Below are 24349 nucleotides of genomic sequence, written 5' to 3'. Positions count from 1 at the left end.
CCGTCAGCGTCACTTCTTTTCATGCAGGTTTCAGAGAACGCTCAATGACCGAATCAGCCTACGCAAACAGCGCCCCTGTCGCACATAAGGTCCAGGGCTCAGACCCCTATTCGTGGTTACAAAATCGCGACAGCGAAGAGGTTTTAGACTACCTGAAAGCCGAAAACGCCTATCAGGAAGCGCAGCTGGCCGACCAGGCGCAACTGCGTGAGGCACTGTTTCAAGAGATCAAGGGCCGGATTCGCGAGACTGATCTGTCACTCCCCTCCCCCTGGGGTCCGTATCTGTATTACACACGCACCATCGCCGGCGACGAGTACGCCCGCCACTACCGCTGCCCGCGCCCGGCTGACGGCAGCCAGCAGGTTGACGAAAACGCCGAACAGTTACTGCTGGACCCGAACGCCCTCGCCGATGGCGGCTTTATTTCCCTGGGCGCCTTCAGCATCAGCCCCGATCAACAGCGTCTGGCCTACAGCCTGGATACCAGCGGCGAAGAAACCTACCGTCTGTTCGTCAAGGAGCTGAGCAGCGGCGCAGTCAGCGAGCTGCCGTTCACCGACTGCGATGGCAGCATGACCTGGGCCAACGACAGCCAGACCCTGTTTTTCGCAGAACTGGACGAGACCCATCGTCCGCACAAACTGTGGCGCCATACCTTGGGCGAAACCGCTGCGCATGAAGTGTTTCATGAGCCGGACGGGCGTTTTTTCCTGCATTGCTATCGTTCGAGCTCCGAGCGCCAGTTGATCCTGCTGCTTAACAGCAAAACCACCAGCGAAAGCTGGGTGCTGGATGCCGATCATCCGCAACGGGCTTTCAACTGCCTGGCACCCCGGGTCGAAGGCCACGACTACAGCGTTGACCATGGGCTGTACCAAGGGCAATGGGCCTGGTTTGTGCGTACCAACCAGGACGGGATCAACTTTGCCCTGTATTACGCGTTTGGCGATGTACCAACGCGCAACGAATGGCAATTGCTGATCGCCCATGACGACAGTGTGATGCTGGAAGGCTTGAGCCTGAACGCCCATGCCTTGTGCCTGAGCCTGCGCGAAGGCGGTCTGCCGATCATCGAAGTCCGTCCCGATGGCTTGCCGGCCTATCGCGTGCAATTACCGGACGCGGCCTACAGCCTGTATGTGCAAGACAGCCTGGAATTTGACAGTCAGCATATGCGCCTGCGCTATGAGTCACTGAATCGCCCGGCACAAGTGCGCCAGCTCACCCTGGCCACCGGCGAGCAAAGCGTTCTCAAGGAAACCCCGGTTCTGGGACCGTTCAATGCCGATGACTATGTAAGCCAGCGCTTGTGGGCCACGGCACCGGACGGTACGCAAGTGCCGATCAGCCTGGTGGTCAAACGTAATGCGCTGGGCAAACCTGTGCCGCTTTATCTATATGGCTATGGCGCCTATGGCGAAAGTCTCGACCCATGGTTTTCCCATGCCCGCCTGAGTTTGCTCGAGCGCGGGGTCGCTTTTGCCATTGCCCACGTGCGCGGCGGCGGGGAACTGGGCGAAGCCTGGTATCGCGCCGGCAAACAGGAATACAAGCACAACACCTTCAGCGACTTTATCGCCTGTGCCGAACACCTGATCGACAAAGGCCTGACCCGCTCGGACCAGTTGGTGATCAGCGGCGGCAGCGCTGGCGGCCTGCTGATTGGCGCAGTGCTCAACCAGCGACCGGAACTGTTCAAGGCAGCCATAGCCGAAGTCCCGTTTGTCGATGTTCTCAACACCATGCTCGACCCTGAACTGCCGTTGACTGTCACTGAGTACGACGAATGGGGAAACCCGCAGGACCCCGAGGTGTATGCCCGCATCAAGGCCTATGCGCCCTATGAAAACGTCGCACCGCAGGCCTATCCGGCGATGCTGGTGATTGCCGGCTACAACGACAGCCGTGTGCAGTACTGGGAAGCGGCCAAATGGGTGGCCAAGCTGCGCGCCACCAGGACCGACGACAATCTGCTGCTGCTCAAGACCGAACTGGATGCCGGCCATGGCGGCATGAGCGGGCGCTATCAAGGCTTGCGCGACGTGGCACTGGAGTACGCGTTTGTGTTCAAGGTGCTGGGGATTTAACAGACACAGTGAGCGCTGGTTTGCCAGTGCTCACAGGCAATCTGTGATCAGTCGGCCGGGGCTTTGGATTTCGGGTCTTTAGGCTCCAGCCCCGGCAGCGGCTGGTCTTTGGGCGGCGGCTGCGGCAGCTCGATCGGAGGCAGTGCAATCAGGCTGCCACTCCCGCTGACAGGCTTGGGCACGGCACGTGGCGTGATTTGCGGATAGGGCGTTGGCGTAGCGGTACCCGGTGAACCCGGTGCAGGCGTCACTGGCGCACTCGGAACGATGGTCGGTTCAACTGCATGGGCCGCACTTATCGAGAGCGCGCTCCACACAATGACCGTTAGAATAGTGCGTTTCATCAATCACTCCGTTGCCAGACCGGCTTGTCTGCCTTCAGGCTACTCGTAACCAGTTGTTTTTGTCCCCTTCTATGAGACTTCCATGAAACGTTTTGTTCTGCTCGACACCACCCCGATCCCTGAAAACGGCGGTGCCTTGTGCCTGTTCGAGTACGGCGAAGACTTCGTGATCAAAATTCAGGGCGGTGACGGCGGCCAGTTGATGAACACCCGCATGCACGGCTCCGAAGATGCACTGGCCGAAATCCCTTGCCGTAAAGTCGCCGGACGCCCGCAATCGCGGGTGTTGATCGGTGGCCTGGGCATGGGTTTCACCCTGGCCTCGGCCCTCAAGCATTTGGGCAAGACCGCCGAAGTGGTGGTGGCCGAACTGGTGCCTGGCGTCGTGGAATGGAACCGCGGCCCCCTGGGCGAGAAATCGGGCAACCCGCTGCAGGACCCGCGCACCGTTATCCGCATGGAAGACGTGGCCAAGGTGCTGCAAGCCGAGCCCAACGGCTTTGATGCGATCATGCTCGACGTCGACAACGGCCCCGAAGGCCTGACCCAAAAAGCCAACAGCTGGCTGTACTCGGCGGGTGGCTTGAGTGCCTGCGCCAAGGCCCTGCGGCCAAAAGGCGTGCTGGCGGTATGGTCAGCCAGTGCTGACAAACAGTTCTCGGACAAGCTGCGCAAAGCCGGCTTCAAAGCCGAAGAAGTCCAGGTATTCGCCCATGGCAACAAGGGCACCCGGCACACGATCTGGATTGCTGAAAAAATCAAAGGCTGATCAACAGCTAAACTTCACGACATAACCGTCATTCGTCCTAAAAGGTGAACCCATGAGTTCGGCCAACCCACCGTCCCACACTGCCAAGCTGGATCGCATCCTGGCCGATGCCCAGCGTGACCGCGAAATGGGCTATCGCGACAAAGCCCTGAAAATGTATCCCCACGTGTGTGGCCGCTGCGCCCGTGAGTTTGCCGGCAAGCGCCTGAGCGAACTGACTGTCCACCACCGCGATCACAACCACGACAACAACCCGCAAGACGGTTCCAACTGGGAGCTGTTGTGCCTGTACTGCCACGACAACGAACACTCGCGTTACACCGATCAACAGTACTTTTCGGAAAGCTCCACCAGCAGCCCGAAAATCGCCAAGGCGACCCACAACCCGTTTGCCGCGCTGGCCGGGCTGATGAAAAAAGACGAGTAGTGCCTGTGCGGGAGCTGGCTTGCCAGCGATGGCTGCGCCCCGGGATGACAGTCAAAACCGAGGGCTTGCAGCACTGGCAAGCCGGCTCCCGCAACAGACCACGTGCCCCCCGATCCACAGACAATGCCGGTATACTCGCGTCTTTTTTCTGAAGGGCAACGGCACGTGGCAAACAAACGGTACAGCTGCATTGGTTTGTATAACCCCAAATCACCGGAAAACGTCGGCTCGGTGATGCGTGCGGCTGGTTGCTACAACGTGGCGTCGGTGTTCTACACCGGAAAACGCTATGAACGCGCCCGCGACTTCGTCACCGACACCAAGAAAATCCATCAGGACATCCCCCTGATCGGTATCGACGACCTGAAAAAGATCATCCCGCTGGGCTGCATTCCCGTCGCTGTCGAAATGGTAGAGGGGGCCCGCTCCTTGCCGGAGTACACCCACCCGGACCGGGCGATCTATATTTTCGGCCCGGAAGACGGGTCGCTGGGTAAAGACGTGCTGGAGTGGTGCGAAGACGTTATTTACATCCCGACCACTGGCTGCATGAACCTTGCAGCCACGGTCAATGTGGTGCTTTACGACCGTTTGGCCAAGGGCAATAACACCCGCTCCGGGCCAAAGTTCGGCTAAGTCAGACCTTGCCCTTGTTCTGCTGGCTGGCACTCCAGTCCAGCAGCAGGCTGTAGGCGATAGCCAGCAAGGTAGGACCGATAAACAGACCGATAAAGCCGAATGCTATCAACCCGCCAAACACCCCGAGCAGGACGATCACCAGCGGCAGGTTGCCGCCCCGGCTGATCAGGTACGGCTTGAGTACGTTATCGACACCACTGATAACCAGCGTGCCCCAGATCCCGAGGAAAATCGCCATCCCGTAGTCACCCTTCCAGGCCAGCCAGGCGGTGGCCGGGATCCAGATCAGCGGTGGCCCCATGGGAATCAGACTGAGCAGAAAGGTTGCCAGGCCCAGCACCAGCGCACCCGGAACCCCGGCGATCAAAAAGCCTATGAGCGCCAGCAGCGCCTGAGCGGCCGCGGTGCCAATCACACCGTTGACTACACGCTGGACCGTGCCCGCCACCAATTCCTGGTAGTAGTCGGCACGGTCGCCGATCAGTCGTTCCAGCAGACGGTGCACGAAGCTCGCCAGGCGCGGGCCGTCACGATAGAAAAAGAACACGAACACAATGCTCAATGTCAGTTCCAGGATGCCGCCACCAATCTGCGCGCTGCGGGCCAATAGCCAGTTACCCACCTGCCCCAGATACGGTTTTACCGCCATGAGCATGGCTGCGCCCTGCTCATCGATGGTGTTCCAGAGCCCCACCAGGCGTTCGCCGACCAGCGGAATGCCGGCGAGCCAGGTCGGGGCCTCCGGCAAGCCTTCGAGCTGAACATCCTTGATCAAGGTGGTAGCGTCGCGCACATGGTCTGCCAGGTTGAACCCCAGCCATACCAGCGGCACTGCCACCAGCAGCATCCAGCCCAGGGTCAGGATGCCCGCAGCCAGCGACTCACGGCCCTTGAGCGCCCGTGTCAGCAGGCGCATCAGGGGCCAGCTGGCAAACGCCAGCACCGCGCCCCAGAACAAGGCCGACCAGAAAGGAGCCATCACCCACAGACTGGCACCGAACAACACCAGAAGCAGAATCTGCACCAGCAGGCGATCGTTATTGAGCATGTGTGTTCCGCAGAGAATTGAGATGAAAAGAGGGACGGCGATTACCTGGAGTGTAACCGCCGCTTACAAATTGTTAACGCAGTAATTCCACATGCAGCCCCTGGGTCTGGCTGTCGCCAAGCTCAATGCGCGCCGCCCGCACCCCGCTCTTGATCAGGGCATCACGCCAGGCCGCGGCCTGGTTTCCGGTCAAACTGACCCGGGAGGTAGTATCGAGATTCAATGCCCGGGATATCAACGTAAGCCACGGTGCATCGGGCTCACCGGTGAGGGTGGGCAAATCCAGCCTGCCGGTGCTTTTGAGCTGGCGCTGCAAGGTGGCCGAAGTGGGCAACAACTCGCCCAGATCGGCACTCGATTCAAGCTGCTCGACATGCAGGTAGGCTTTGCGCGACCCGCGATTGATGCTGTACAGCGCCACAAGCTGGTTCTGATCCGGAGCCGCACGGCGCAGCAACAGATAGGACTGTTGCTCGTCGGAGCCTACCAGCTTGGAGTTGCCAAATACTTCATTGGCCCAAAGGCTGCTTTCACCACAATCGCGCGCCTGACACCAGAACAGCAACTCGGCGCCCTTGGCCTGCAAGGCTTCACGGGCAGCAGTGAAGGCTTCATTGGCCGAGTGTTCAGCGGGCAGCTCATAGGTGATGGCGGTCGTCTGCCCGCGGGCATTGACCTGGCCTTCAAATCGGAGACGGCCACTGATTTTGCGGATCGAACCCAGCGGATAGATGCGCTCGATATCAGGTTGCACGGTGTAATCGACAATTTGCGCATCTGCCAGCCTTGGCACATCTTGCAAATCATGACTGCCGGGCACATCGGCAGCCCACAGTAGCGGGCTCAGGCAGCTCAGGCCCACAGCCAGGAACAAACGATTGGGTAGCTTCATCGGCGTACTTCGCACAGACGCAGGGTGTGGTTCAGCATCCTCACGATAGAGACCGGATGGCCTTTCGGGGTCGCAGCGGTGTAGAGATCTATCATGGTTGTCTCCCTTTCATCCCGCCAAGCCTCGGCAGTTGACCGCCGCAAGTCAAGGAACGGAGAAGAACCGATTGAAACAGTCTGCAACAAGGACTGCCCCCGACTCGTCATTCAGGTGCAAATGATGGCCACCGGGTAACCGTTCCAGGTTGAAAGGTAGTTGATCCAGCAGCCCGGCATGACTGGCCAGCATGCCCTGTTCTGCCACCACCAGGGTCCCAGGACAATTCACCCGCCGGATGAAGGACATGGCTTGTTCATCGGTCAGACGCAATGGCGACGGCAAGGTCAGGCGACTGTCGCTACGCCAGCTATAACCACCGGGGACGGGCATCAGACCGCGCTGAGCGAGTAGTTCTGCCGCCTCGCGGCTAACCGCCACCATGCCCTTCATCCGCGCCTCAATGGCTCGTTCGAGCGTCGGATGCACCGACTTGCGCTTGTGCTGCAGATCAAGCTGCGCTTGCAGGGCCTGGCCCATGCGCTCAGCCGTACCCTCTACCGGGCCGTTGCGCAACATGATCCCGTCAATCAAGGCCAGGTGCGTGACGCGCTCGGGAAACGAACCCGCAATCACCACCGAAACTATCGCCCCCAACGAGTGCCCCAACAGGGCGAACCGTTCCCAACCCAGCTGCTCGGCCACGCACAGCACATCAAAGGCGTAATCGGCCAAGCTATAGCCCGCCCCGCGCGGGCGGTGATCTGAGTGACCATGGCCGGCAAAGTCCAGTGCCGCGATGCGCAAGCCCGGCAGTTTTGGCGCCAGCCGGGCGAAGCTGTTGGCGTTGTCCAGCCAGCCGTGCAGGGCAATTACCGGCAGACCGTCCGGCGGGCCAGACATGTGCGCAGCCAGTTCAATATGCGGCAGGCTCAGACGTACTTCTTCAACCACAGGACTCATGGGACATGCTCTTCAAAGACTTGAGGTTAAGGGCGATGCGACGCCGTTGCGGCCATGACCCGGACACTACGAAACTGCAACAGCCCCGGGCTCCCAGCGGGCAAAAATCTGTTTGAGCAATACAGCGGTGTCTTGCGGCTGCTCCAGCGGGAACATGTGCCCGCCCGGTACGCTCAGTGACTCACCGTTGGGCATGCGCGCCACGGCCTTGGCATGATGGCTCATGACTACCCGGCTGTCGCGCCCACGCACGACCGTCAGCGGCACTTGCAACTGGAAGGCGCGCCCGGGGCTGGTGTGGGGGACGCCCCGGTAAATATTAATCTCGGTCGCCGGGTCGAAGCTCAGGCGCAAGCGATCGTCGACGGCCTGCAAACCGTGCTCCAGGTACGCTTCGAAACAGTCAGGATCAAAACTGCGAAACAGCGACTTGCCCGCAAAGTAGGCACGGGCGGTCTCGCGATCGGCGAACTCTTCACGCCGGCCCAAAGTACGTCCAGCCGGAGTCAGGCGATCAATCAAGCCAAAACGCTTGGCGGCGCGAATCACCCACCGGTCGGTAAGCGTCAGCACCGGCGAATCAAGCATGACCACGCCTTTGTATAAATGCGGACAACGGATTGCCGCATGCAGGTGCAACATCCCGCCCAAAGAGTGGCCAACGCCCAGTACCGGTCCGGCTTGCTGCTGCAGGTGGAAGATCAGCTCATCGACCAGGTTGTGCCAGTTGTCATCCACCGGAAAACGCGGGTCATGCCCGTGCTGTGGCAGGCATGCCACGTTGAAGTCCGGGGTCAGAGCATCGAACAACTTGCCATAGGTAGCAGAAGGGAAGCCGTTGGCATGGGCGAAAAAAATCTGCCTAGACATACAAGGCGTCCATAAGTAGAGAGTCCAGCTTATTGTCTGCAGGAAAAATACTCATATCAATGACCGTATGCGCCATGAGTGACGCCACTACGGCCATTATCTGAGCATTTGATCAGCGCACGGGCGGCGCTTCACCCAAGGGCACTACCGCGATGGTCAGGCGGGAGATGCAGCTGAACTTGCCGCTGTCGTCCGTCAGGCGGATATCCCACACATGGGTGGTACGGCCCATATGAACCGGGCGAGCCACCGCAGTCACACGCCCGCTGCGTACACCACGCAAGTGGTTGGCGTTGACCTCAAGACCGACGCAATAAAACTTTGAGGTGTCGACACACAAGAAACTGGCCATTGACCCCACCGTCTCGGCCAGCACTACCGAGGCGCCACCATGCAACAAGCCGAAAGGTTGATGGGTACGGTGATCCACCGCCATGCTGGCCGTGATCGACTCATCGTCGAAGGCGTCGAACGTAATGTCCAGCACGTCGCAAATAGTGTTTTTGCGCAGAGAGTTGAGCTTTGCAAGGTCCGGCGTGGTGGTCCACGAGATCATGGTTCATTCCTTGGGTCAGAGAGCATGGCTGGCCGGCTTGCCACAGCGCAGCCCCATGCAGGTTTTTTGTTTTGTACTCAGGGATGCCACAGGTTGCACAACGTCATGCTGCCCGCCAGCGGCCACTCACCCTCAAGTTCCGCCAGGCTGGCCGTGTGCATTGGCTGCGGCTGGCGCATATGGCCATGCATTAACAGGCTGATCAGGTCACCCACAAAAGGCTGATGGGTAACCAGCAGCACATTGCCGCTATCGGGAAGCTGGCTCAGGGCCTGCCGTGGATCGCTATCGGGAGTCAGCCACGGCACGCTGATGAGTTCCGGGGCGAAACCCAGGGCATTGCGTACCAGCTCAGCGGTTTGCTGAGCCCGAACGTACGGGCTTGCCAAAATGCTGTCCAGTGGCTGATCAAGCAACCGGGCAGCACTGTGCAAAACCTGTTCACGCCCTTTTACGGTCAGCTCGCGCTCGGCATCACGTCTTGCGTGGGGCTGGGCCTCACCATGGCGCAAGATCCAGATTTTCATGGCTTGGTCTCTGCGCCGCCAGTGGGCGCCACGTACGGAGCCTCGCCTTCTGGCGCACGCGGGGCGGGCCAATCGGCAAACGGCCAGGGCTTTTGCTCGGTGTGAAAGCTGCCGAAGCGCCCGATTTGTGCGAGGTAAAGGCTCAGGCTATCGCCAAAGTTCATCAGCCCGGCGTTAGGTGCACCGTAAACCAGACGGTAAATCAGTTGCACCAGCACCAGCCCGCCAAGCACCAGTTGCGCGACCTGCCAGACCAGAAGAAAGACCAGCATCCAGAACACGCGCAACACAATGGACTCGTACTTGGGTGCATTTTTTGTATCGTTCATATGCTGCTCCTGTCGGGCTCAGTTGAAACCACTGGTGGAGATAAAGTCGACATCGGTTTTAGGCTCGGCGCGCATCAGCAGCTCAATTACCTGATTGAGGGTGCGGCCCTCAAACAGGATTGCATGCAAGCCTGCGACCAATGGCATATAAACATTCAACTCCTGGGCCTTGACCTTGAGCACCTTGAGCGTATTCACGCCTTCTGCCACTTCGCCCAGGCGGGTAACGGCCTCTTCCAGACTCAAACCCTGGCCCAGGGCAAACCCGACCTGATAGTTGCGGCTTTTGGGCGATGAGCAAGTGACGATCAAATCACCTACCCCGGCCAGTCCGAGAAAAGTCATGGGGTTTGCGCCCTGACTGACTGCAAAACGGGTCATTTCTGCCAGGGCACGGGTAATCAGCATGCTCTTGGTGTTTTCACCCATTTCCAGTGCCACGGCCATGCCGGCAATGATTGCGTACACGTTTTTCAACGCCCCGCCCAACTCCACGCCGAACCGGTCAGCACTGGCATAGACCCGAAATGTGCGGCCGTGCAAAGCCGCTTGTACCCGAGCGCAGAGCTCTTCGTCGGCACTGGCGACCACTGTGGCCGTCAATGCATGTTCGGCAACTTCACGGGCCAGATTGGGGCCGGACAGCACGCCGATTCTGGCTTGCGGAGCGATTTCCTCAAGAATCTCGCTCATCAGCTTGAAACTGTGAGCTTCAATGCCTTTGGTCAGGCTGACCAGCATTTTGCCGCTCAGGCGTTCGGCATGCTCTGCCAACACATTGCGCAAGGCGCTGGAGGGCAATGCCACAAAGCACAGTTCACAGGCTTCAAGCGTTGCCTGCAGGTCGGTGACCGGTTCAACCAGGGGGTGAATCTTGATGCCCTTAAGGTAGCGAGGGTTCTCGCGATTCAGGCGAATCGCCTCGGCTTGCTCCGGGTCCCGCATCCACTGGCGCACTGGATGACCGTTTTCTGCCAGCAAGTTGGCCACGGCGGTGCCAAAACTCCCGCCTCCCAAGACCGCAATAGCGTGCTGTTCAGTCATATGCAATCCCGTCATCTATATAGCAGTGGCAATACCGGCATTATACGGAGCACATCCCTCAAGGCGAGACCTTGAACGATTGATTGCATGGAAAAGAGTCGGCGGCGACTGGAAAAGCGAAACAGCTCAGTTACCATGCCGCCTTGCGGTTCACACTCCAAGGCAACATTGCTGCGCACAAGAATGGCGACCTCAAGTCAGGGATGGCATTACACATGGGCTATACCTCCAGTACCAAGGGCAAGACTGATGGAGCACCGCCCCCATGAGCGTTCGCAGTCGCTGGAACATACATACCCGCACGCAAATGATGAGCCTGGGCCCAGCGTTGCTCCTGACGTTGCTGTTAATCAGTCTTTTTACCTTTATTCGTATCCAGGACTTGCGCCAGGAGCTGAATCACACCGGCCAGTTGATTGCCAACCAGCTGGCGCCCGCCTCGGAGTACGGGATTTTATCCGGCAATACCGAGATGCTGAACAGCCAGGCAAAGGCCTCGCTGAACACGCCACATGTGCAATTTGTACAAGTGCAGGACCCTGCCAACAACATGCTGTTTCATGCCGAGCAACCGGCTTCCGGTGCGGACCGGGAATCACATGCCGAGATATTCCAGGCACCGGTTCGCATGCAGGGAAACGGCTCCGGTGATTACCTGGTCACCCGCGACCTCCAGGCAACGCTGCCGAGGGAAGGCTATCCGGGCCGGGTACTGGTCGGCATTTCCAATGAGGCATTCGACAAGCGCCAGCAAGAAATCCTGCTCAAGGCATTGATCCTGGCGCTGTTTGCACTGGGTTTTACCTACCTGCTTGCCCGTCGCCTTGCAACCAACCTGTCCAGACCCATCATCGATATGAGCAATGCCGTCAAAGCCATTCAGCAAGGCGATTACAAAATGCATTTGCCTGTGGTCGACGACAGCGAACTGGGCAGTCTGGCCCGGCATATCAATAACCTTGCCGATGGCCTTGAAAAAGCCAGTCGCGAGCAGGAAGCAACCATCGCGCAACTGATTCAGACACGTGAAGAGGCTGAACGGGCCAACCGCGCAAAAACAGATTTCCTGGCGATGATGAGCCACGAGCTACGCACCCCGATGAATGGCGTACTGGGGATGCTGCAATTACTGGAAACCACTGAGATGACGCCGGAGCAGATCGAGTATGCGGCTCTGGCCTCGGAGTCTACCGAGCACTTGCTCAAGGTGATCAACGACATCCTCGACTTCTCGAGAATTGAGCGCTCGATTCTTGACCTCGAACGCATCCCCTTCAATCTGGCCGAACTGGTCAGCAACTGCGCCCAGGCTTTTCAGCACAATGCCGGACAGCGCGGGTTGCTGTTGCAGCTATCGATCCCTGATGGCTTGCAGGACTTGCATGTACTCGGCGATCCGACCCGCATCCGGCAGATTCTGGTCAACTTGATTGGCAACGCCTTGAAGTTTACCGAGTATGGGCAAGTCAGCATCGAGCCGCTCTGGCAGCCCCTGGACCATGAACTTATCTGGTTCACCTGCACCGTACGCGACAGCGGTATCGGGATCAGCAGCGACAAGCTGGACTCGATGTTTAATGCCTTCCAGCAAGCCGACAGCTCGATTTCACGTCGTTATGGCGGCACCGGACTGGGGTTGCCCATTGCCCGCACGCTGGCTGAACGCATGGGCGGCACGCTGCATGCCAAGAGCGAAGAATCCCTCGGCTCGGTATTTACCCTGGAGATCCCGCTGGAACTGCACCATCCCGTTCCCCAGCAGCACCAACCGGAGTTGGCGACTGAACCGATGCGTACCAAGGGCCGTAAAATCCTGCTGGTGGAAGATAACCGGGTCAATCAGACAGTCATTGAGGCCGTGTTGAGGAACCTGGGGTATGAGGTGAGCGTAGTCAGTGACGGTGCACAGGCGATTCACCATGCCAACACCGAGAACTACGCGGCCATTTTGATGGACTGCCGGCTACCGATCATTGACGGCTATGAAGCTACCCGGCAAATCCGCCAGTTATCAGGCTGCACCACGGTGCCCATCATTGCCCTGACAGCCAACGCCCTGCAGGGGGACAGGGAAAATTGCCTGCAAGCGGGAATGAACGATTACCTCGCCAAACCATTCAAACGCACTGACCTAGAGCAAATTCTGCAGCGCTGGGTGCAGTAACCTGTAATCAGGGGCTGTTCCGGTTTCCCGGGGACGGCGCTGTCCGCAGCCCCTGCGCAGTGACCAAAGCACTCTGGCCACGGCAACATCCCGGCCCGACGAAACCTGAACAGGGCTTGTAGAACCACCTGCGACTGGCGTTAAAGGCAAAAGTGCGGCAGTCTTAGACACCCGAATGGGCCCCTGAACCGGCCTGATTTAAATTTTCAGTGCACAAGTGTACATTCTTGCCCTTTGCGCTGTGACTTTCACTACAACGCAATAGTCTATGTGTAGGCTGGCGAACTGGAACGCGAACGTTCCGGTTGGTCGGGAAGATTTGCCCCACCCTGCCGCATGGGATTATTGAGGAGCTCGCATGACCAAACAAAACGCCTTTACTCGGGAAGATTTGCTGCGCTGTAGCCGCGGCGAGCTATTCGGCCCAGGTAACGCGCAACTGCCCGCCCCGAACATGCTGATGGTGGATCGCATCACCCATATCAGCGAAGAGGGTGGCAAGTACGGCAAAGGTGAATTGGTCGCCGAGCTGGATATCACCCCTGACCTGTGGTTCTTTGCCTGTCACTTCGAAGGTGATCCGGTGATGCCGGGCTGCCTGGGCCTCGACGCCATGTGGCAGCTGGTTGGCTTTTTCCTGGGCTGGCAAGGCTTGCCGGGCCGCGGCCGTGCCCTGGGTTCGGGCGAAGTGAAGTTCTTCGGTCAGGTCTTGCCGACCGCCAAGAAGATCACTTACAACATTCAGATCAAACGTGTCCTTCGCGGCAAGCTGAACCTGGCAATTGCCGATGGTTCCGTCAGCGTCGACGGTCGCGAGATTTACACCGCCGAAGGCCTTCGGGTCGGCGTTTTTACTTCCACTGAAAACTTCTAAGGGTTATCCGCATGCGCCGCGTCGTTATCACTGGTCTGGGCATCGTTTCGTGCTTGGGCAATGACAAAGAGACCGTCTCCGCTAACCTGCGTGCAAGTCGCCCTGGCATCCGATTCAACCCGGAATATGCCGAAATGGGTCTGCGTAGCCAGGTTTCCGGCTCCATCGACCTGCCTCTTGAAGAGCTGATCGATCGCAAGATCTATCGCTTCGTCGGCCACGCGGCGGCTTACGCCTACCTGGCCATGAAAGACGCCATCACCGATTCCGGCCTGACCGAGGAGCAAGTCTCCAACCCGCGTACCGGCCTGATCGCCGGCTCCGGCGGCGCGTCGACCTTGAACCAGATGGAAGCGCTGGACATCCTGCGCGAAAAAGGCGTCAAGCGTGTAGGTCCTTACCGCGTTACGCGGACCATGGGCAGCACCGTTTCCGCCTGCCTGGCCACCCCGTTCAAGATCAAGGGCGTGAACTACTCGATCTCCTCTGCCTGCGCCACCAGTGCCCACTGCATCGGTACCGCAGTAGAGCAGATCCAGCTGGGCAAGCAGGACATCGTATTTGCTGGCGGCGGTGAAGAAGAACATTGGAGCCAGTCGTTCCTGTTCGACGCCATGGGCGCCTTGTCCACTCAATACAACGACACGCCAGAGAAAGCATCTCGCGCCTACGACAAGAACCGTGACGGTTTTGTCATTGCGGGCGGCGGCGGCATGGTTGTGGTTGAAGAGCTGGAACACGCCCTGGCCCGTGGCGCCAAGATCTACGCCGAAATCGTCGGCTACGGCGCGACGTCCGACGGCTATGACATGGTTGCCCCAAGCGGCGAAGGCGCCATCCGCTGCATGCAGATGGCAATGGCTACCGTTGACGGCCCAATCGACTACCTCAACACCCATGGCACCTCTACTCCGGTAGGCGACGCCAAGGAAATGGAAGGTGTTCGTGCGGTGTTCGGCGACAAGGCTCCAGCCATCAGCTCCACCAAAAGCCTGTCGGGTCACTCCCTGGGCGCCGCAGGCGTTCACGAAGCGATCTACTGCCTGCTGATGATGGAAGGCAACTTCATTGCCGGCTCTGCCAACATCGAAGAGCTGGACCCGGTTGTCGCCGACATGCCGATCCTGACCAAGACCCGCGAAGACGTCACGCTGAACAACGTGATGAGCAACAGCTTCGGCTTCGGTGGCACTAACGCCACTCTGGTTCTGAAGCGCTGGACTGGCAAATAAGCCTTCCGCTCGCGAAATGAAAAATGCCCCGACCGGTTCGGGGCATTTTTTTGTCCGGAAGAATCTGGCGAAAGTTGCTCCGGCGACACTGACTTACAAGCAAACGCCAGCAGTCCCTAGCGCTTTTTCGGCAACACCGACAGGAAATTATCCCTGGCCACCTTGCGCGCAACGCTTTCAGGCAAGGCATCCAGAAACGGATCAAAACTGCGTAACTCTTGCCCCACTTTGTCGAAACGCCCCACCACATCGGATCCCAGCATAAAACGCTCCGGGAAGCGCTCTACAAGCGCGACCCACTCAGGCCTGGCCTTGCCCTGCTCATCCAGCAGATACGGCGTGAGCATGCTCCAGGACAGGTCCACGTAGAGATTGCGATGCTGGGCCAGAAGTCGTGTCAGTTCGGGTAACAGAAAGGGCATCCGGGTCTGATGCCTATGGATTTCGACGCTGCTGCCTGCATGGGCCCAAATAAACCGGGTATCCGGGAACTGCGCCAGCGGCTCTTCAATTTCGGCCAGATACAGCGGGTTCCTTTCCCGTTTCGAAGTGATGTTGGAGTGCAACAGAACTGGCAGATCCTGCTCCCCTGCCAATTTGTAGACCTTGGACATGGCCTCGTTATTGGCCCGCGGTGTGTCCCCGGAGATGAGCGCCGTCAGGTCGTCATGGCGGGTGAAAACCTCGCCAATGCCTTGCCACAAACCGGGGTTGAGGTCGAGCATGCGCTGAATGTGCTCGGCAGAATTTTTGTCATTGGGATTAAAACCGGACAGGAACGGATGAAAGTGCTCACGCTGTGCTGCTGTCAGCTTGTTGACGGCTGCAGCCACCCACACATCGGTCGCGCTATACCAATAGGCATCAGCGTCATCGCCAGCGTAGTAACGCGGGCGCTTGGGTTCGTCTTCATGCCATTTTTTGGCCACGGGGATTCCGGAAATCATCACGTGGTCGATTCGATTGCTGGCCATTTCCTGAAGCAATGCGTCCATTCCGGCGGTTTCCTGGAAGAAATCGACGTAATGTAAATGTGCATCGCTGTAGGCATAGTCGCGGGCCTGCACCCACATGCTGGTCGCCGCAAGGGCCCAGGCCACAACGTAGTGTCTTATTCGCAACCTGAATCTCCTCTCTGTTGACTCCAATAGACCCGCCCGCCTGTTCAAGGGTTCAGCCTGTGATCAAAGTGAACGCATAACGCCCGGCATGTTCTATAAAGATCAGGACCTTTATCACTGCCAATCTGAGGTTTGCCATGACTGTTACCGTTAATACCGAGTCCCACGAAGGCTTTCGTCACAGCATTAAAATCGACGATCACGAAGTGTTCACCGATTTGCCCAAAGCAATGGGCGGCGAAAGTTCAGCGCCCTCGCCCCATGATTATTTCGATGCCGCCCTCGGTGCCTGCAAGGCGCTGACGCTCAAGCTCTATGCGCAAAAGAAAGATATTCCGCTGACTGGCGTCACGGTCGAGATCAAACACGACGCCAGCGAAGAGCAGCTCGGCAAATACGCACTGCACGTCAAACTGACGCTCAAGGGCGTACTCACCGACGCCCAGCGCCAGGAGCTGCACCGGGTGGCCGACAAGTGCCCGATCCACAAGCTGATGACTACTGCAGACGTCACCATCGAGACTCACTTGTCTGAAGGTGCTTTCAGCCAGTAACGTCTCGGGAGTACGGGGGCACATGACAGCGTTGGGTTATGCTCAACGCTTCTCCATTGCCGGGACCGCACCATGCATGAACTGACCGTGATTCGCCCCCGCGCCGAGGATGTCGAAGGGCAACCCATCCTGCGCCCCCTGCCGTCAGCGAAATGTCGCAGTGTCGGCCCTTTCGTGTTCTTCGATCACATGCTGCGTACCGACTATCCGCCCGGCCACGGGATGGATATCAGGCAGCATCCGCACATTGGTCTGTCTACCCTGACCTATCTGTTCGAAGGACAGTTGCAGCACAAGGACAGCCTGGGCTCTGACCAGCAGGTAGGCCCCGGTGAAGTCAGCTGGATGACCGCCGGCGCAGCCATTGCCCACATCGAACGCACGCCTGCCCAGCTGCTCGCCCGGGGATCAACCCTGCATGGCCTGCAAGTGTGGCTGGCATCCCCCAAAACCCGGGAGCAAGGTCCGGGGCACTACAGCCATCACCTGGCGGACAGCTTGCCAGTCAGCGATAGCCTCGGGGTAAGGATTCGCATGCTGGCAGGTACCGGGTTCTGTCTGGCCTCACCGGTGCCCGTGCTGTCACCGACCCTGTATGCCGAAATACATATGCAAACAGCCACCACGCTGCTTATCCCGGCAGAACACCAGGAGCGCGCGCTGTATGTGCTGGAAGGGCAAGCGCAGCTACAAGGCCAGGCCATTGAGCCACGCAGCCTGGTGCTGTTGCCCGCCGCAGAGGAACTGACCTTGTGCGCCGACAGCCACTGCCACGCGGTGTTGATAGGTGGCGCGCCGCTGGATGGCCCCCGGCGCATGAACTGGAATTTTGTTGCCAGTGATCCAGTGCTTATCGAGCAGGCCCGAGCGCGCTGGGCTGCCGGAGACTGGCCGACCGTTGCCGGAGAAAGCGGTCGTATCGAACTGCCCTGAACAGCCGCCGTGCCCTTACAACACCATTGCTGCAACCCAGCCAAACGCCAGCAATGGCAGGTTGTAATGCAGGAAGGTGGGCACCACGGTATCCCAGATATGGTGATGCTGGCCGTCCACGTTCAAACCGGAAGTCGGACCCAGGGTTGAGTCCGAAGCCGGCGAACCGGCATCACCCAGGGCTCCGGCGGTACCGACGATGCAAACGATGGCCATCGGACTGAAACCCAGCTGCACACACAACGGCACAAAAATCGCCGCCAGAATCGGTACTGTCGAAAACGACGAGCCAATGCCCATGGTCACCAGCAACCCGACCAGCAACATCAGCAATGCCCCGACACCCTTACTGTGGTTGATCATGCCTGCAGACGCCTCAACCAGGGATTTCACTTCGCCGGTGGCTTTCATCACCTCGGCAAAACCCGATGCGGCAATCAGGATGAAGCCAATCATGGCCATCATTTTCATGCCTTCGGTGAACAGGTCATCGGTCTCACGCCAGCGCACAATCCCCGACGCCGAGAAAATCAGAAAGCCTGCCAGTGCTCCGATGATCATGGAGCCCAGCCACAGCTGAATGATAAACGCGGCAGCGATGGCAACTCCGGCCACCAGCAGGGTTCGCGGGTTGTAGCTGATAGCCACTTGCTCGACCTGCTCAATCTTGGCCAAATCATATTCACGCTTTTTGCGGTAACTGATGAATACAGCCACCAATAACCCGAACAACATGCCTAGCGCCGGGATCGCCATTGCGTGGGTGACATTGACCTGGCTGACATCCACCCCGCTCTTGCTGACGTTGGCGAGCAAAATCTGGTTGAGAAAGATGTTGCCGAAGCCCACCGGTAAAAATATGTATGGCGTAATCAAGCCAAAGGTCATGACACAGGCGATCAGGCGCCGGTCAATTTTCAACTTGGTGAGCACGTACAACAGGGGCGGTACCAGCAAGGGAATGAAGGCGATATGAATCGGCAGGATGTTCTGCGAAGAGATTGCGACCACCAGCAACAAACCGATCAGTAGCCACTTGAGGCGATTGCCGCCGACAGCCTGTTGTCTATTGACCATGATCAGGGCCTTGTCGGCCAGTGCATGGGCCAGGCCGGACTTGGCGATCGCCACCGCGAAGGCACCCAGCATTGCATAGGACAAGGCGACCTGCGCGCCGCCACCCAAGCCGCTGTTGAACGCATCGAGCGTTGCTTCGATGCCCAGCCCGCCCACAAGGCCGCCGACGACGGCACCCGTGATCAGGGCGATCACCACATGCACACGGGACAGACTGAGCACCAACATGATGCCGACCGCGGCAATTACTGCATTCATCATTACAACCTCTTAGCGCGCACTACGATAAAACACCGTAAAGCGGAAAATTTCGGGCAAAAGGCTGCTGTTCCAGTCGCCGGTCTGAAAGGGAGTGCTTATTTGGGGGCGCACACTTTGCAGCAGCATTGACGCCTTGTCAAAGCACACGCCAAAGGCCTGCGGGGATCATCGCCTGAACGGGGATACCCTTAATTCTGACAGGGTTTAATCTTTTTAAAATTTGAAAACGTAACCTCTAAATACAGATTTCCCCATAAAGAAAACTATCGGCTGGCCGCTAACAGACAAAGCCTCTATTCAGGATGTCTCCATGTCGCTCAGACAGCTTTCCATCCAATGGAAAATCACCCTCCTCGCCGGACTCTGCCTGCTGGGTATCGTCGCTCTTCTGGTGGGACTTTCCCTCTACCGCATGGATTACACGGCCGATCTGGTGGAGGCCTCAAGCACGCAGATGCTCAATGAGTCCGCACAGGCCCGTATTGAGGCCCAGGGCGAAGCCCAGGCGTTGGCCATCAGTCGCCAATTTATGGATGCTTATCAATACGGCAACGGGTTTGCACGACAAGTCCTGTTTTTACGTGAGCAATCGGAAAAGCGCTTTCTGGATGCTTTCGATCTGCGTGAAGATCTGACCCGACAGGTGAAAGCGGCCCTGCAGGCCAATCCCGACTTGCTTGGCTTGTCCCTGGTGTTTGAAGCCAATGCGCTGGACGGCAAGGACCAGCTGTTCGACCATCAATCAGAGCTGGGCAGCAACGACAAGGGCCGTTTTGCCCTTTACTGGTCACAACCGACGCCGGGCAAGCTGACGTCGATGGCACTGCCTGAAACCGACATGACCGATACCAGTACCGGGCCCAGCGGCCAGGCGAATAATTCATGGTTTACCTGCCCGCGTACGACGCTCCAGCCGTGCATTATCGAACCTTACTTTTACGCGATCGATGGGCAAAACGTTTTATTGACCAGCATCGTTTTTCCGCTGATGGTCAAGGGCAAGGTCATCGCCTCGCTCTCGGTTGATATCAACCTCAACAGCCTGCAAACCATGAGCCAGCTTGCCAGCCAGAAGCTTTACGACGGGCAGACCAGCGTCAGCATTGTCAGCTCGGCAGGCATATTGGCCGGTTTTAGCAGCGACGCGAGCAAGCTTGGCCAACGTCTGGATCAGATTGACGCTGACGATGGTGCCCGGTTGAGTCAACTGATGGCCAGCGGCGGTCAGCCCCAGAGCATTCATGGTCACCAGCGGTTGAAAATCCTGACCCCGTTCCTGCCGATCCCGGGCAGCAAGCCGTGGGGGGTGTTACTCGATGTGCCGGAAAAGGTACTGGTCGGGCCGGCCCAGGCGCTGCAAGCAGAACTGGACGAGCGCAATAAGGCAGGCACCCTGATTGAGCTGTGCCTGGGCTCTCTGGCAGCAATCATCGGCCTGCTGCTGGTATGGCTGATGGCCCGCAGTGTGACGCGACCGATTCTGGGGGTAGCGCGCATGCTTGAGGACATTGCCAGCGGCGAAGGCGATCTGACCCGACGCCTGGCCTACGACAAGCAGGACGAACTGGGCCAGCTGGCAGGCTGGTTCAACCGCTTCCTCGACAAGCTGCAGCCGATCATCGCCGAGGTGAAACACTCGGTTCAGGATGCCCGCAATACGGCCGATCAATCGGCGGCCATTGCCACCCAGACCAGTGCCGGCATGGAGCAGCAGTACCGCCAGGTCGATCAGGCTGCCACTGCCTCCCATGAAATGAGCGCTACGGCGCAAGATGTCGCACGCAGTGCCGCGCAGGCTGCTCAGGCAGCGCGCGATGCCGACCAGGCGACACGCCAGGGGCTGACCATCATTGACCGTACAACGTCCAGCATCGACCACCTGGCTGCCGACATGAGCGTAGCCATGACCCAGGTCGAAGGGTTGGCGGCCAATAGCGAAAAAATCGGTTCTGTACTGGAAGTGATTCGCGCGATTGCCGAGCAGACTAATTTACTCGCCCTCAATGCTGCGATCGAGGCGGCCCGAGCAGGCGAAGCCGGGCGCGGTTTTGCCGTGGTGGCTGACGAAGTGCGCAATTTGGCGCGACGAACCCAGGAGTCGGTGGAAGAAACCCGACAGGTGATTGAACAACTGCAAATCGGCACCAAGGATGTAGTGACGTCCATGGGCAACAGCCATCGCCAGGCCCAGGGCAGTGTCGAGCAGGTCGGTCAGGCAGTAACGGCATTGCAGCAAATCGGTGATGCCGTGAGCGTGATTACCGACATGAACTTGCAGATTGCCAGTGCCGCCGAAGAGCAGAGTGCAGTGGCTGAAGAGATCAACAGCAATGTGGCCACCATCCGCGATGTCACGGAATCATTGTCCGGACAGGCCAATGAGTCGGCACGGGTCAGCCAGTCGCTGAACTCACTGGCCAACCAGCAGCAAAAGTTGATGGATCAGTTCCGCGTCTGACCTGAAGTGGCATGATTGACGGCGGCCCCGGGGCCGCCGTCATTTTCAGCTCCTGCGGGCGGGTAGCCTGATCATCACCGACAAGCCGCCCAGCGCCCCCGTTTCAAGCTGCATTTCCCCACCCCAGACATCCACGATATCTCGCACAATGCCCAGGCCCAATCCATGGCCACTGGTTTGCTCGTCCAGCCGTGTTCCACGGCTGATAACCTGGTCGCGCTCTGTCTCGGGTATGCCCGGCCCATCGTCCTGGACTTCAATCTCATACCCGCCCGCGGTCTGGCGGATATTCAGTTCTACTTGCGAATCCGCCCATTTGCAGGCGTTGTCCAATAGATTGCCGAGCAATTCGAGCATGTCTTCACGGTCCCAAGGCATGTGCAGTCCTGGACTGGTGTTTAGCCTTAACTCCAAATGCCCGCCGTGAATCATGCCAAGGGTCGCCATCAACCCCGGCATTTCGGCGTCGACATCGAATTGAGCGCCCGGCAAGGCATCGCCTGCCAGACGGGCACGATTAAGCTCCCGACTCATACGTTGCTGCATCTGTTCTAACTGATCGCGCAGAGTTTTCTGTATCTGGGGATAAGCATCCAGCCGGCTGTCCTTGGCCAGGCTGATTAATACTGCCAACGGAGTTTTTAACGCGTGCCCCAGGTTGCCCAAGGCATTACGTGAACGCTTCAGATTGTCTTCAGTGTGGGCCAACAGGTGGTTTATCTGAGTGACTAAAGGCTCAAGCTCAAGGGGCACCTGGGCGTCGAGTTTCGAACGTTGTCCGGCCTGTAACTGTGCGATCTGCTTGCGGGCCGTTTCAAGGGGACGCAAAGCCCGATTAACCGTGAGCCGTTGCAGCAGCAAAATAACGATCAGGGCGAACACGCCAATGGCCAACCCTATGCGCTGAACCTGCATGAAGCTTTCGCGTATGGGTGTGTAGTCCTGGGCCACACTGATGGAAACCGCGTGGCCAAAACGCTGATAGTCACTGCGCAAGACCAGCAACATCTGCCCTTCGGGCCCCTCTTGCAACTTGCTGTCCAGGCCCGGATGACTGGGTCGCGGCAATTGAGCATCCCAGAGTGAGCGCGAGCGCCAATGGATGTCACCAAACTGGATGCTGAAGTAATGCCCGGAGAAAGGTCGATGGTAAGCCGGGGATAATCTGCGCTCATCCAGCTGCAAACCCTGGGGGCCCCGGCTCAAGGCAAGCAACAGGTTCTCGCTCTCGTTCTGTAGCCCCGACTCCAGATAGCGCTGAAGACCATTTTCAAATAGCCAGAGACTGACCTGACCGACCACCAGACCGGCAATCAACAGGACACTGATCAGACCCAGGCTCAAACGCTGCTGAATGGACTTCACTGGATGCCGGTACCAAAGATGTAGCCCTGCCCGCGACGAGTTTCGATCACTGTACGGCCCAGTTTTCGGCGCAGATGGTTCACATGAACCTCCAGCACATTGGAGTCGCGCTCGGTCTCGCCATCATAGAGGTGCTCAGCCAGGTGGCTTTTGGACAGAATCTGTTGAGGATGCAGCATGAAGTAACGCAAAAGACGAAACTCGGCGGCGGTGAGCTGTATTTCAGCCCCCTCATTGATGACACATTGGCGCGACTCATCGAGTTGCAGTCCCGCGGATTTCAATAGCGGTTGATTCGACTGGCCATGGGATCGCCGTAATAACGCCTGCACCCGCAGTTGCAGCTCTTCTGGATGAAAAGGCTTGGTTACATAATCATCGGCACCGGCCTTCAGGCCATCAATGCGCTCCGACCAGGAACTGCGGGCGGTCAAAATCAGTACCGGTGTTGTCAGCCCTGTGGCACGCCATTGTTTAAGCACATCCAGACCTGGTAGCCCAGGTAGACCCAGATCGAGAATGATCAGGTCATATGGCTCGCTCTGCCCCTGATGCAAAGCATCACGACCGTCGGCCAGCCAATCGACCGCATAACCCTGGCGAGTCAAGGAGGCCATCAGTTCATCGGCCAAAGGAACGTGATCTTCAACCAGCAACAAACGCATTAATCATCGACCTTATCTTTGAGCAATTGGCCATTACTGGCATTGAGCTTGATCTCTCGCACGACGCCACTTGGCGTTAACAATTCGACCTCATAAATATAAATGCCGTCATCCTCTTCCAGCTCTACCTCCAGCAGCTTTGCCCCTGGATGGCGCTGGAGAGCGCTTTGCAGGAGCTGCTCCAGAGGCAGTATTTTACCTTGCTCACGTAAACGTAATGCTTCGTCCTGCCCCAAATCCCGCGCCAGGGTCAAAGAACAAAACGCACCAAGCATCAACGCTACAACCGTGCCCACTCGCACATGTGCTCTCATCGCTAGCCTCAACGGCCTCTCCGGTGTATGTGTGTTTTCCCGCTACAAATGCGTAAACCATAGCGTTGCAGGCTTAACTGAAGCTGAATTGCTCACTCCGCTGGATAGGTGGCAGAGCGCTATACTCGCTCATGTCGAGTTAACTGTTAAACTGGCGGCCTGCATTCATCGCCCAGGCGATAGCCACCTTTTCAAGAGCTATAAACACTGTGGAAATTTTCAAAGAGTTTACCTTCGAATCTGCGCACCGCCTGCCTTTCGTTCCGCAAGGGCATAAATGCGGTCGTTTACATGGCCACTCGTTCAAGGTTGCAATTCACTTGAGCGGTGATATTGACCCCGCAACAGGCTGGATTCGCGATTTCTCGGAAATCAAGGCTATTTTCAAGCCGCTTTATGAGCAACTTGATCATAACTATTTGAATGATATTCCCGGTCTGGAAAACCCGACCAGTGAAGTATTAGCCAAATGGATCTGGCAACAGCTGAAACCTTTGCTTCCTGAACTGTCAGCGATTCGAATCCATGAAACCTGCACCAGTGGCTGTATTTATTACGGTGACTAAAAAGTTCGCATAAAAAAACCACCTTTATTGGTGGTTTTTTTATATTTGAAATTTGGCGGACTGCACTGACCCGGGAAAAATCCCTGTAGCACTGTCGAAACAGGCTTTTCTCGGCACAAAAACAAACCCCCTGTCTGCGTGAGCAGACAGGGGGTTTGGAATTTAATCTTGACGATGACCTACTCTCACATGGGGAAACCCCACACTACCATCGGCGATGCATCGTTTCAC

Annotated in this window: 25 protein-coding genes; 11 read left to right on the top strand and 14 right to left on the bottom strand. The window is 58.0% G+C overall.

The features are described 5' to 3' along the window. The first annotated feature begins 44 nt into the window (after window positions 1-44). Window positions 45-2090, top strand: a complete 2046-nt coding sequence (locus EQV90_RS19080; protein WP_003441627.1) for a S9 family peptidase — start codon at window positions 45-47, stop codon at window positions 2088-2090. Between the two features lie 47 nt (window positions 2091-2137). On the opposite strand, the gene EQV90_RS19075 is transcribed toward EQV90_RS19080, so the two are convergent. Then, window positions 2138-2434 (bottom strand): hypothetical protein, encoded by a 297-nt coding sequence (locus EQV90_RS19075; protein ID WP_003441625.1) that lies wholly within the window; start codon window positions 2432-2434, stop codon window positions 2138-2140. 82 nt (window positions 2435-2516) lie between these two features. Between EQV90_RS19075 and EQV90_RS19070 the strand changes: the two genes are divergently transcribed. The 3 genes from EQV90_RS19070 (at window position 2517) to EQV90_RS19060 (ending at window position 4266) form a co-directional block, all read left to right on the top strand. Continuing rightward, a complete protein-coding gene (locus tag EQV90_RS19070; RefSeq protein WP_010656469.1) occupies window positions 2517-3203 on the top strand; it encodes a spermidine synthase in 687 nt (228 codons plus the stop codon). A gap of 52 nt (window positions 3204-3255) precedes the next feature. Next, window positions 3256-3630 (top strand): YajD family HNH nuclease, encoded by a 375-nt coding sequence (locus tag EQV90_RS19065; protein ID WP_003441620.1) that lies wholly within the window; start codon window positions 3256-3258, stop codon window positions 3628-3630. Window positions 3631-3795: 165 nt separating this feature from the next. Beyond that, window positions 3796-4266, top strand: coding sequence for an RNA methyltransferase (locus tag EQV90_RS19060; RefSeq protein ID WP_003441617.1), 471 nt, complete (start codon window positions 3796-3798; stop codon window positions 4264-4266). A gap of 1 nt (window position 4267) precedes the next feature. Here EQV90_RS19060 and EQV90_RS19055 read toward each other — a convergent pair whose 3' ends face one another. From EQV90_RS19055 to EQV90_RS19020, 8 genes are all read right to left on the bottom strand, one after another. After that, window positions 4268-5317 (bottom strand): AI-2E family transporter, encoded by a 1050-nt coding sequence (locus EQV90_RS19055; RefSeq protein ID WP_003441615.1) that lies wholly within the window; start codon window positions 5315-5317, stop codon window positions 4268-4270. Window positions 5318-5390: 73 nt separating this feature from the next. Continuing rightward, the gene (locus EQV90_RS19050) at window positions 5391-6209 is read right to left on the bottom strand and encodes a DUF4892 domain-containing protein (RefSeq protein WP_003441613.1); all 819 of its coding nucleotides are present in this window, start codon (window positions 6207-6209) and stop codon (window positions 5391-5393) included. A gap of 144 nt (window positions 6210-6353) precedes the next feature. After that, entirely contained in the window at window positions 6354-7208 is an 855-nt protein-coding gene (locus tag EQV90_RS19045; protein ID WP_160628137.1) for an alpha/beta fold hydrolase, read from the bottom strand. Between the two features lie 66 nt (window positions 7209-7274). Beyond that, window positions 7275-8078, bottom strand: coding sequence for an alpha/beta hydrolase (locus tag EQV90_RS19040; RefSeq protein WP_127196210.1), 804 nt, complete (start codon window positions 8076-8078; stop codon window positions 7275-7277). 112 nt (window positions 8079-8190) lie between these two features. Beyond that, window positions 8191-8634, bottom strand: a complete 444-nt coding sequence (locus EQV90_RS19035; protein ID WP_003441605.1) for a hotdog fold thioesterase — start codon at window positions 8632-8634, stop codon at window positions 8191-8193. 77 nt (window positions 8635-8711) lie between these two features. After that, entirely contained in the window at window positions 8712-9161 is a 450-nt protein-coding gene (gene sixA, locus EQV90_RS19030; RefSeq protein WP_003441601.1) for a phosphohistidine phosphatase SixA, read from the bottom strand. Next, the gene (locus EQV90_RS19025; protein ID WP_003441597.1) at window positions 9158-9490 is read right to left on the bottom strand and encodes a DUF4389 domain-containing protein; all 333 of its coding nucleotides are present in this window, start codon (window positions 9488-9490) and stop codon (window positions 9158-9160) included. Before EQV90_RS19025 ends, sixA begins: the two co-directional genes overlap by 4 nt. Before the next feature lie 18 nt (window positions 9491-9508). Next, window positions 9509-10534, bottom strand: coding sequence for an NAD(P)H-dependent glycerol-3-phosphate dehydrogenase (locus EQV90_RS19020; protein ID WP_003441594.1), 1026 nt, complete (start codon window positions 10532-10534; stop codon window positions 9509-9511). Between the two features lie 265 nt (window positions 10535-10799). Here EQV90_RS19020 and EQV90_RS19015 point away from each other — a divergent pair, with 265 nt between their 5' ends. From EQV90_RS19015 to fabB, 3 genes are all read left to right on the top strand, one after another. Next, the gene (locus EQV90_RS19015) at window positions 10800-12698 is read left to right on the top strand and encodes a response regulator (RefSeq protein WP_010656472.1); all 1899 of its coding nucleotides are present in this window, start codon (window positions 10800-10802) and stop codon (window positions 12696-12698) included. A 358-nt stretch (window positions 12699-13056) separates the two neighbouring features. After that, window positions 13057-13572 carry a 3-hydroxyacyl-[acyl-carrier-protein] dehydratase FabA gene (gene fabA, locus EQV90_RS19010; protein WP_003441588.1) on the top strand — a complete coding sequence of 172 codons (516 nt, stop codon included), beginning with the start codon at window positions 13057-13059 and terminating at the stop codon, window positions 13570-13572. An 11-nt stretch (window positions 13573-13583) separates the two neighbouring features. Continuing rightward, entirely contained in the window at window positions 13584-14804 is a 1221-nt protein-coding gene (fabB, locus tag EQV90_RS19005) for a beta-ketoacyl-ACP synthase I (protein ID WP_003441586.1), read from the top strand. A 116-nt stretch (window positions 14805-14920) separates the two neighbouring features. Here the strand turns inward: fabB and EQV90_RS19000 are convergent, their stop codons facing one another. Then, complete coding sequence (locus EQV90_RS19000; protein WP_165439789.1) at window positions 14921-15877, bottom strand: amidohydrolase family protein; 957 nt, start codon at window positions 15875-15877, stop codon at window positions 14921-14923. Between the two features lie 185 nt (window positions 15878-16062). Between EQV90_RS19000 and EQV90_RS18995 the strand changes: the two genes are divergently transcribed. Further along, window positions 16063-16479, top strand: coding sequence for an OsmC family protein (locus tag EQV90_RS18995; protein ID WP_003441577.1), 417 nt, complete (start codon window positions 16063-16065; stop codon window positions 16477-16479). Window positions 16480-16551: 72 nt separating this feature from the next. Further along, window positions 16552-17412 carry a pirin family protein gene (locus EQV90_RS18990; protein ID WP_240878544.1) on the top strand — a complete coding sequence of 287 codons (861 nt, stop codon included), beginning with the start codon at window positions 16552-16554 and terminating at the stop codon, window positions 17410-17412. Window positions 17413-17427: 15 nt separating this feature from the next. On the opposite strand, the gene EQV90_RS18985 is transcribed toward EQV90_RS18990, so the two are convergent. Continuing rightward, window positions 17428-18747 carry a Na+/H+ antiporter NhaC family protein gene (locus EQV90_RS18985; protein WP_003441573.1) on the bottom strand — a complete coding sequence of 440 codons (1320 nt, stop codon included), beginning with the start codon at window positions 18745-18747 and terminating at the stop codon, window positions 17428-17430. Window positions 18748-19060: 313 nt separating this feature from the next. Between EQV90_RS18985 and EQV90_RS18980 the strand changes: the two genes are divergently transcribed. Beyond that, the gene (locus tag EQV90_RS18980; protein ID WP_010656476.1) at window positions 19061-21208 is read left to right on the top strand and encodes a methyl-accepting chemotaxis protein; all 2148 of its coding nucleotides are present in this window, start codon (window positions 19061-19063) and stop codon (window positions 21206-21208) included. 45 nt (window positions 21209-21253) lie between these two features. On the opposite strand, the gene EQV90_RS18975 is transcribed toward EQV90_RS18980, so the two are convergent. The 3 genes from EQV90_RS18975 to EQV90_RS18965 are packed head-to-tail and all read right to left on the bottom strand — an operon-like array spanning window position 21254 to window position 23552. Continuing rightward, window positions 21254-22573 carry an ATP-binding protein gene (locus EQV90_RS18975; RefSeq protein ID WP_240878543.1) on the bottom strand — a complete coding sequence of 440 codons (1320 nt, stop codon included), beginning with the start codon at window positions 22571-22573 and terminating at the stop codon, window positions 21254-21256. Next, window positions 22570-23238, bottom strand: coding sequence for a response regulator transcription factor (locus EQV90_RS18970; protein WP_003441568.1), 669 nt, complete (start codon window positions 23236-23238; stop codon window positions 22570-22572). Before EQV90_RS18970 ends, EQV90_RS18975 begins: the two co-directional genes overlap by 4 nt. Then, a complete protein-coding gene (locus EQV90_RS18965; RefSeq protein ID WP_010656478.1) occupies window positions 23238-23552 on the bottom strand; it encodes a PepSY domain-containing protein in 315 nt (104 codons plus the stop codon). Before EQV90_RS18965 ends, EQV90_RS18970 begins: the two co-directional genes overlap by 1 nt. A gap of 209 nt (window positions 23553-23761) precedes the next feature. On the opposite strand from EQV90_RS18965, the gene queD reads away from it, so the two are divergent. Then, complete coding sequence (gene queD, locus EQV90_RS18960; protein WP_003441563.1) at window positions 23762-24118, top strand: 6-carboxytetrahydropterin synthase QueD; 357 nt, start codon at window positions 23762-23764, stop codon at window positions 24116-24118. Window positions 24119-24349: the final 231 nt, after the last annotated feature.

The organism is Pseudomonas sp. TMW22089, assembly GCF_022496645.1.
Lineage (GTDB): Bacteria > Pseudomonadota > Gammaproteobacteria > Pseudomonadales > Pseudomonadaceae > Aquipseudomonas > Aquipseudomonas paraversuta.
This window is presented reverse-complemented; position numbering and strand designations above follow the sequence as displayed.

What these genes read in the sequence shown, in the direction of transcription:
- EQV90_RS19080 (WP_003441627.1), top strand. Translation starts at nt 45, where the DNA reads ATGACCGAATCAGCCTACGCAAACAGCGCCCCTGTCGCACATAAGGTC.
- EQV90_RS18970 (WP_003441568.1), bottom strand. Translation starts at nt 23,238, where the DNA reads ATGCGTTTGTTGCTGGTTGAAGATCACGTTCCTTTGGCCGATGAACTG.
- EQV90_RS18965 (WP_010656478.1), bottom strand. Translation starts at nt 23,552, where the DNA reads ATGAGAGCACATGTGCGAGTGGGCACGGTTGTAGCGTTGATGCTTGGT.
- EQV90_RS19055 (WP_003441615.1), bottom strand. Translation starts at nt 5,317, where the DNA reads ATGCTCAATAACGATCGCCTGCTGGTGCAGATTCTGCTTCTGGTGTTG.
- EQV90_RS19000 (WP_165439789.1), bottom strand. Translation starts at nt 15,877, where the DNA reads ATGTGGGTGCAGGCCCGCGACTATGCCTACAGCGATGCACATTTACAT.
- EQV90_RS18990 (WP_240878544.1), top strand. Translation starts at nt 16,552, where the DNA reads ATGCATGAACTGACCGTGATTCGCCCCCGCGCCGAGGATGTCGAAGGG.
- EQV90_RS19040 (WP_127196210.1), bottom strand. Translation starts at nt 8,078, where the DNA reads ATGTCTAGGCAGATTTTTTTCGCCCATGCCAACGGCTTCCCTTCTGCT.
- fabB (WP_003441586.1), top strand. Translation starts at nt 13,584, where the DNA reads ATGCGCCGCGTCGTTATCACTGGTCTGGGCATCGTTTCGTGCTTGGGC.
- EQV90_RS19020 (WP_003441594.1), bottom strand. Translation starts at nt 10,534, where the DNA reads ATGACTGAACAGCACGCTATTGCGGTCTTGGGAGGCGGGAGTTTTGGC.
- sixA (WP_003441601.1), bottom strand. Translation starts at nt 9,161, where the DNA reads ATGAAAATCTGGATCTTGCGCCATGGTGAGGCCCAGCCCCACGCAAGA.
- EQV90_RS18995 (WP_003441577.1), top strand. Translation starts at nt 16,063, where the DNA reads ATGACTGTTACCGTTAATACCGAGTCCCACGAAGGCTTTCGTCACAGC.
- EQV90_RS19050 (WP_003441613.1), bottom strand. Translation starts at nt 6,209, where the DNA reads ATGAAGCTACCCAATCGTTTGTTCCTGGCTGTGGGCCTGAGCTGCCTG.
- EQV90_RS19045 (WP_160628137.1), bottom strand. Translation starts at nt 7,208, where the DNA reads ATGAGTCCTGTGGTTGAAGAAGTACGTCTGAGCCTGCCGCATATTGAA.
- EQV90_RS19065 (WP_003441620.1), top strand. Translation starts at nt 3,256, where the DNA reads ATGAGTTCGGCCAACCCACCGTCCCACACTGCCAAGCTGGATCGCATC.
- EQV90_RS19075 (WP_003441625.1), bottom strand. Translation starts at nt 2,434, where the DNA reads ATGAAACGCACTATTCTAACGGTCATTGTGTGGAGCGCGCTCTCGATA.
- EQV90_RS18980 (WP_010656476.1), top strand. Translation starts at nt 19,061, where the DNA reads ATGTCGCTCAGACAGCTTTCCATCCAATGGAAAATCACCCTCCTCGCC.
- EQV90_RS19070 (WP_010656469.1), top strand. Translation starts at nt 2,517, where the DNA reads ATGAAACGTTTTGTTCTGCTCGACACCACCCCGATCCCTGAAAACGGC.
- EQV90_RS19035 (WP_003441605.1), bottom strand. Translation starts at nt 8,634, where the DNA reads ATGATCTCGTGGACCACCACGCCGGACCTTGCAAAGCTCAACTCTCTG.
- EQV90_RS18985 (WP_003441573.1), bottom strand. Translation starts at nt 18,747, where the DNA reads ATGAATGCAGTAATTGCCGCGGTCGGCATCATGTTGGTGCTCAGTCTG.
- fabA (WP_003441588.1), top strand. Translation starts at nt 13,057, where the DNA reads ATGACCAAACAAAACGCCTTTACTCGGGAAGATTTGCTGCGCTGTAGC.
- EQV90_RS19025 (WP_003441597.1), bottom strand. Translation starts at nt 9,490, where the DNA reads ATGAACGATACAAAAAATGCACCCAAGTACGAGTCCATTGTGTTGCGC.
- EQV90_RS19015 (WP_010656472.1), top strand. Translation starts at nt 10,800, where the DNA reads ATGAGCGTTCGCAGTCGCTGGAACATACATACCCGCACGCAAATGATG.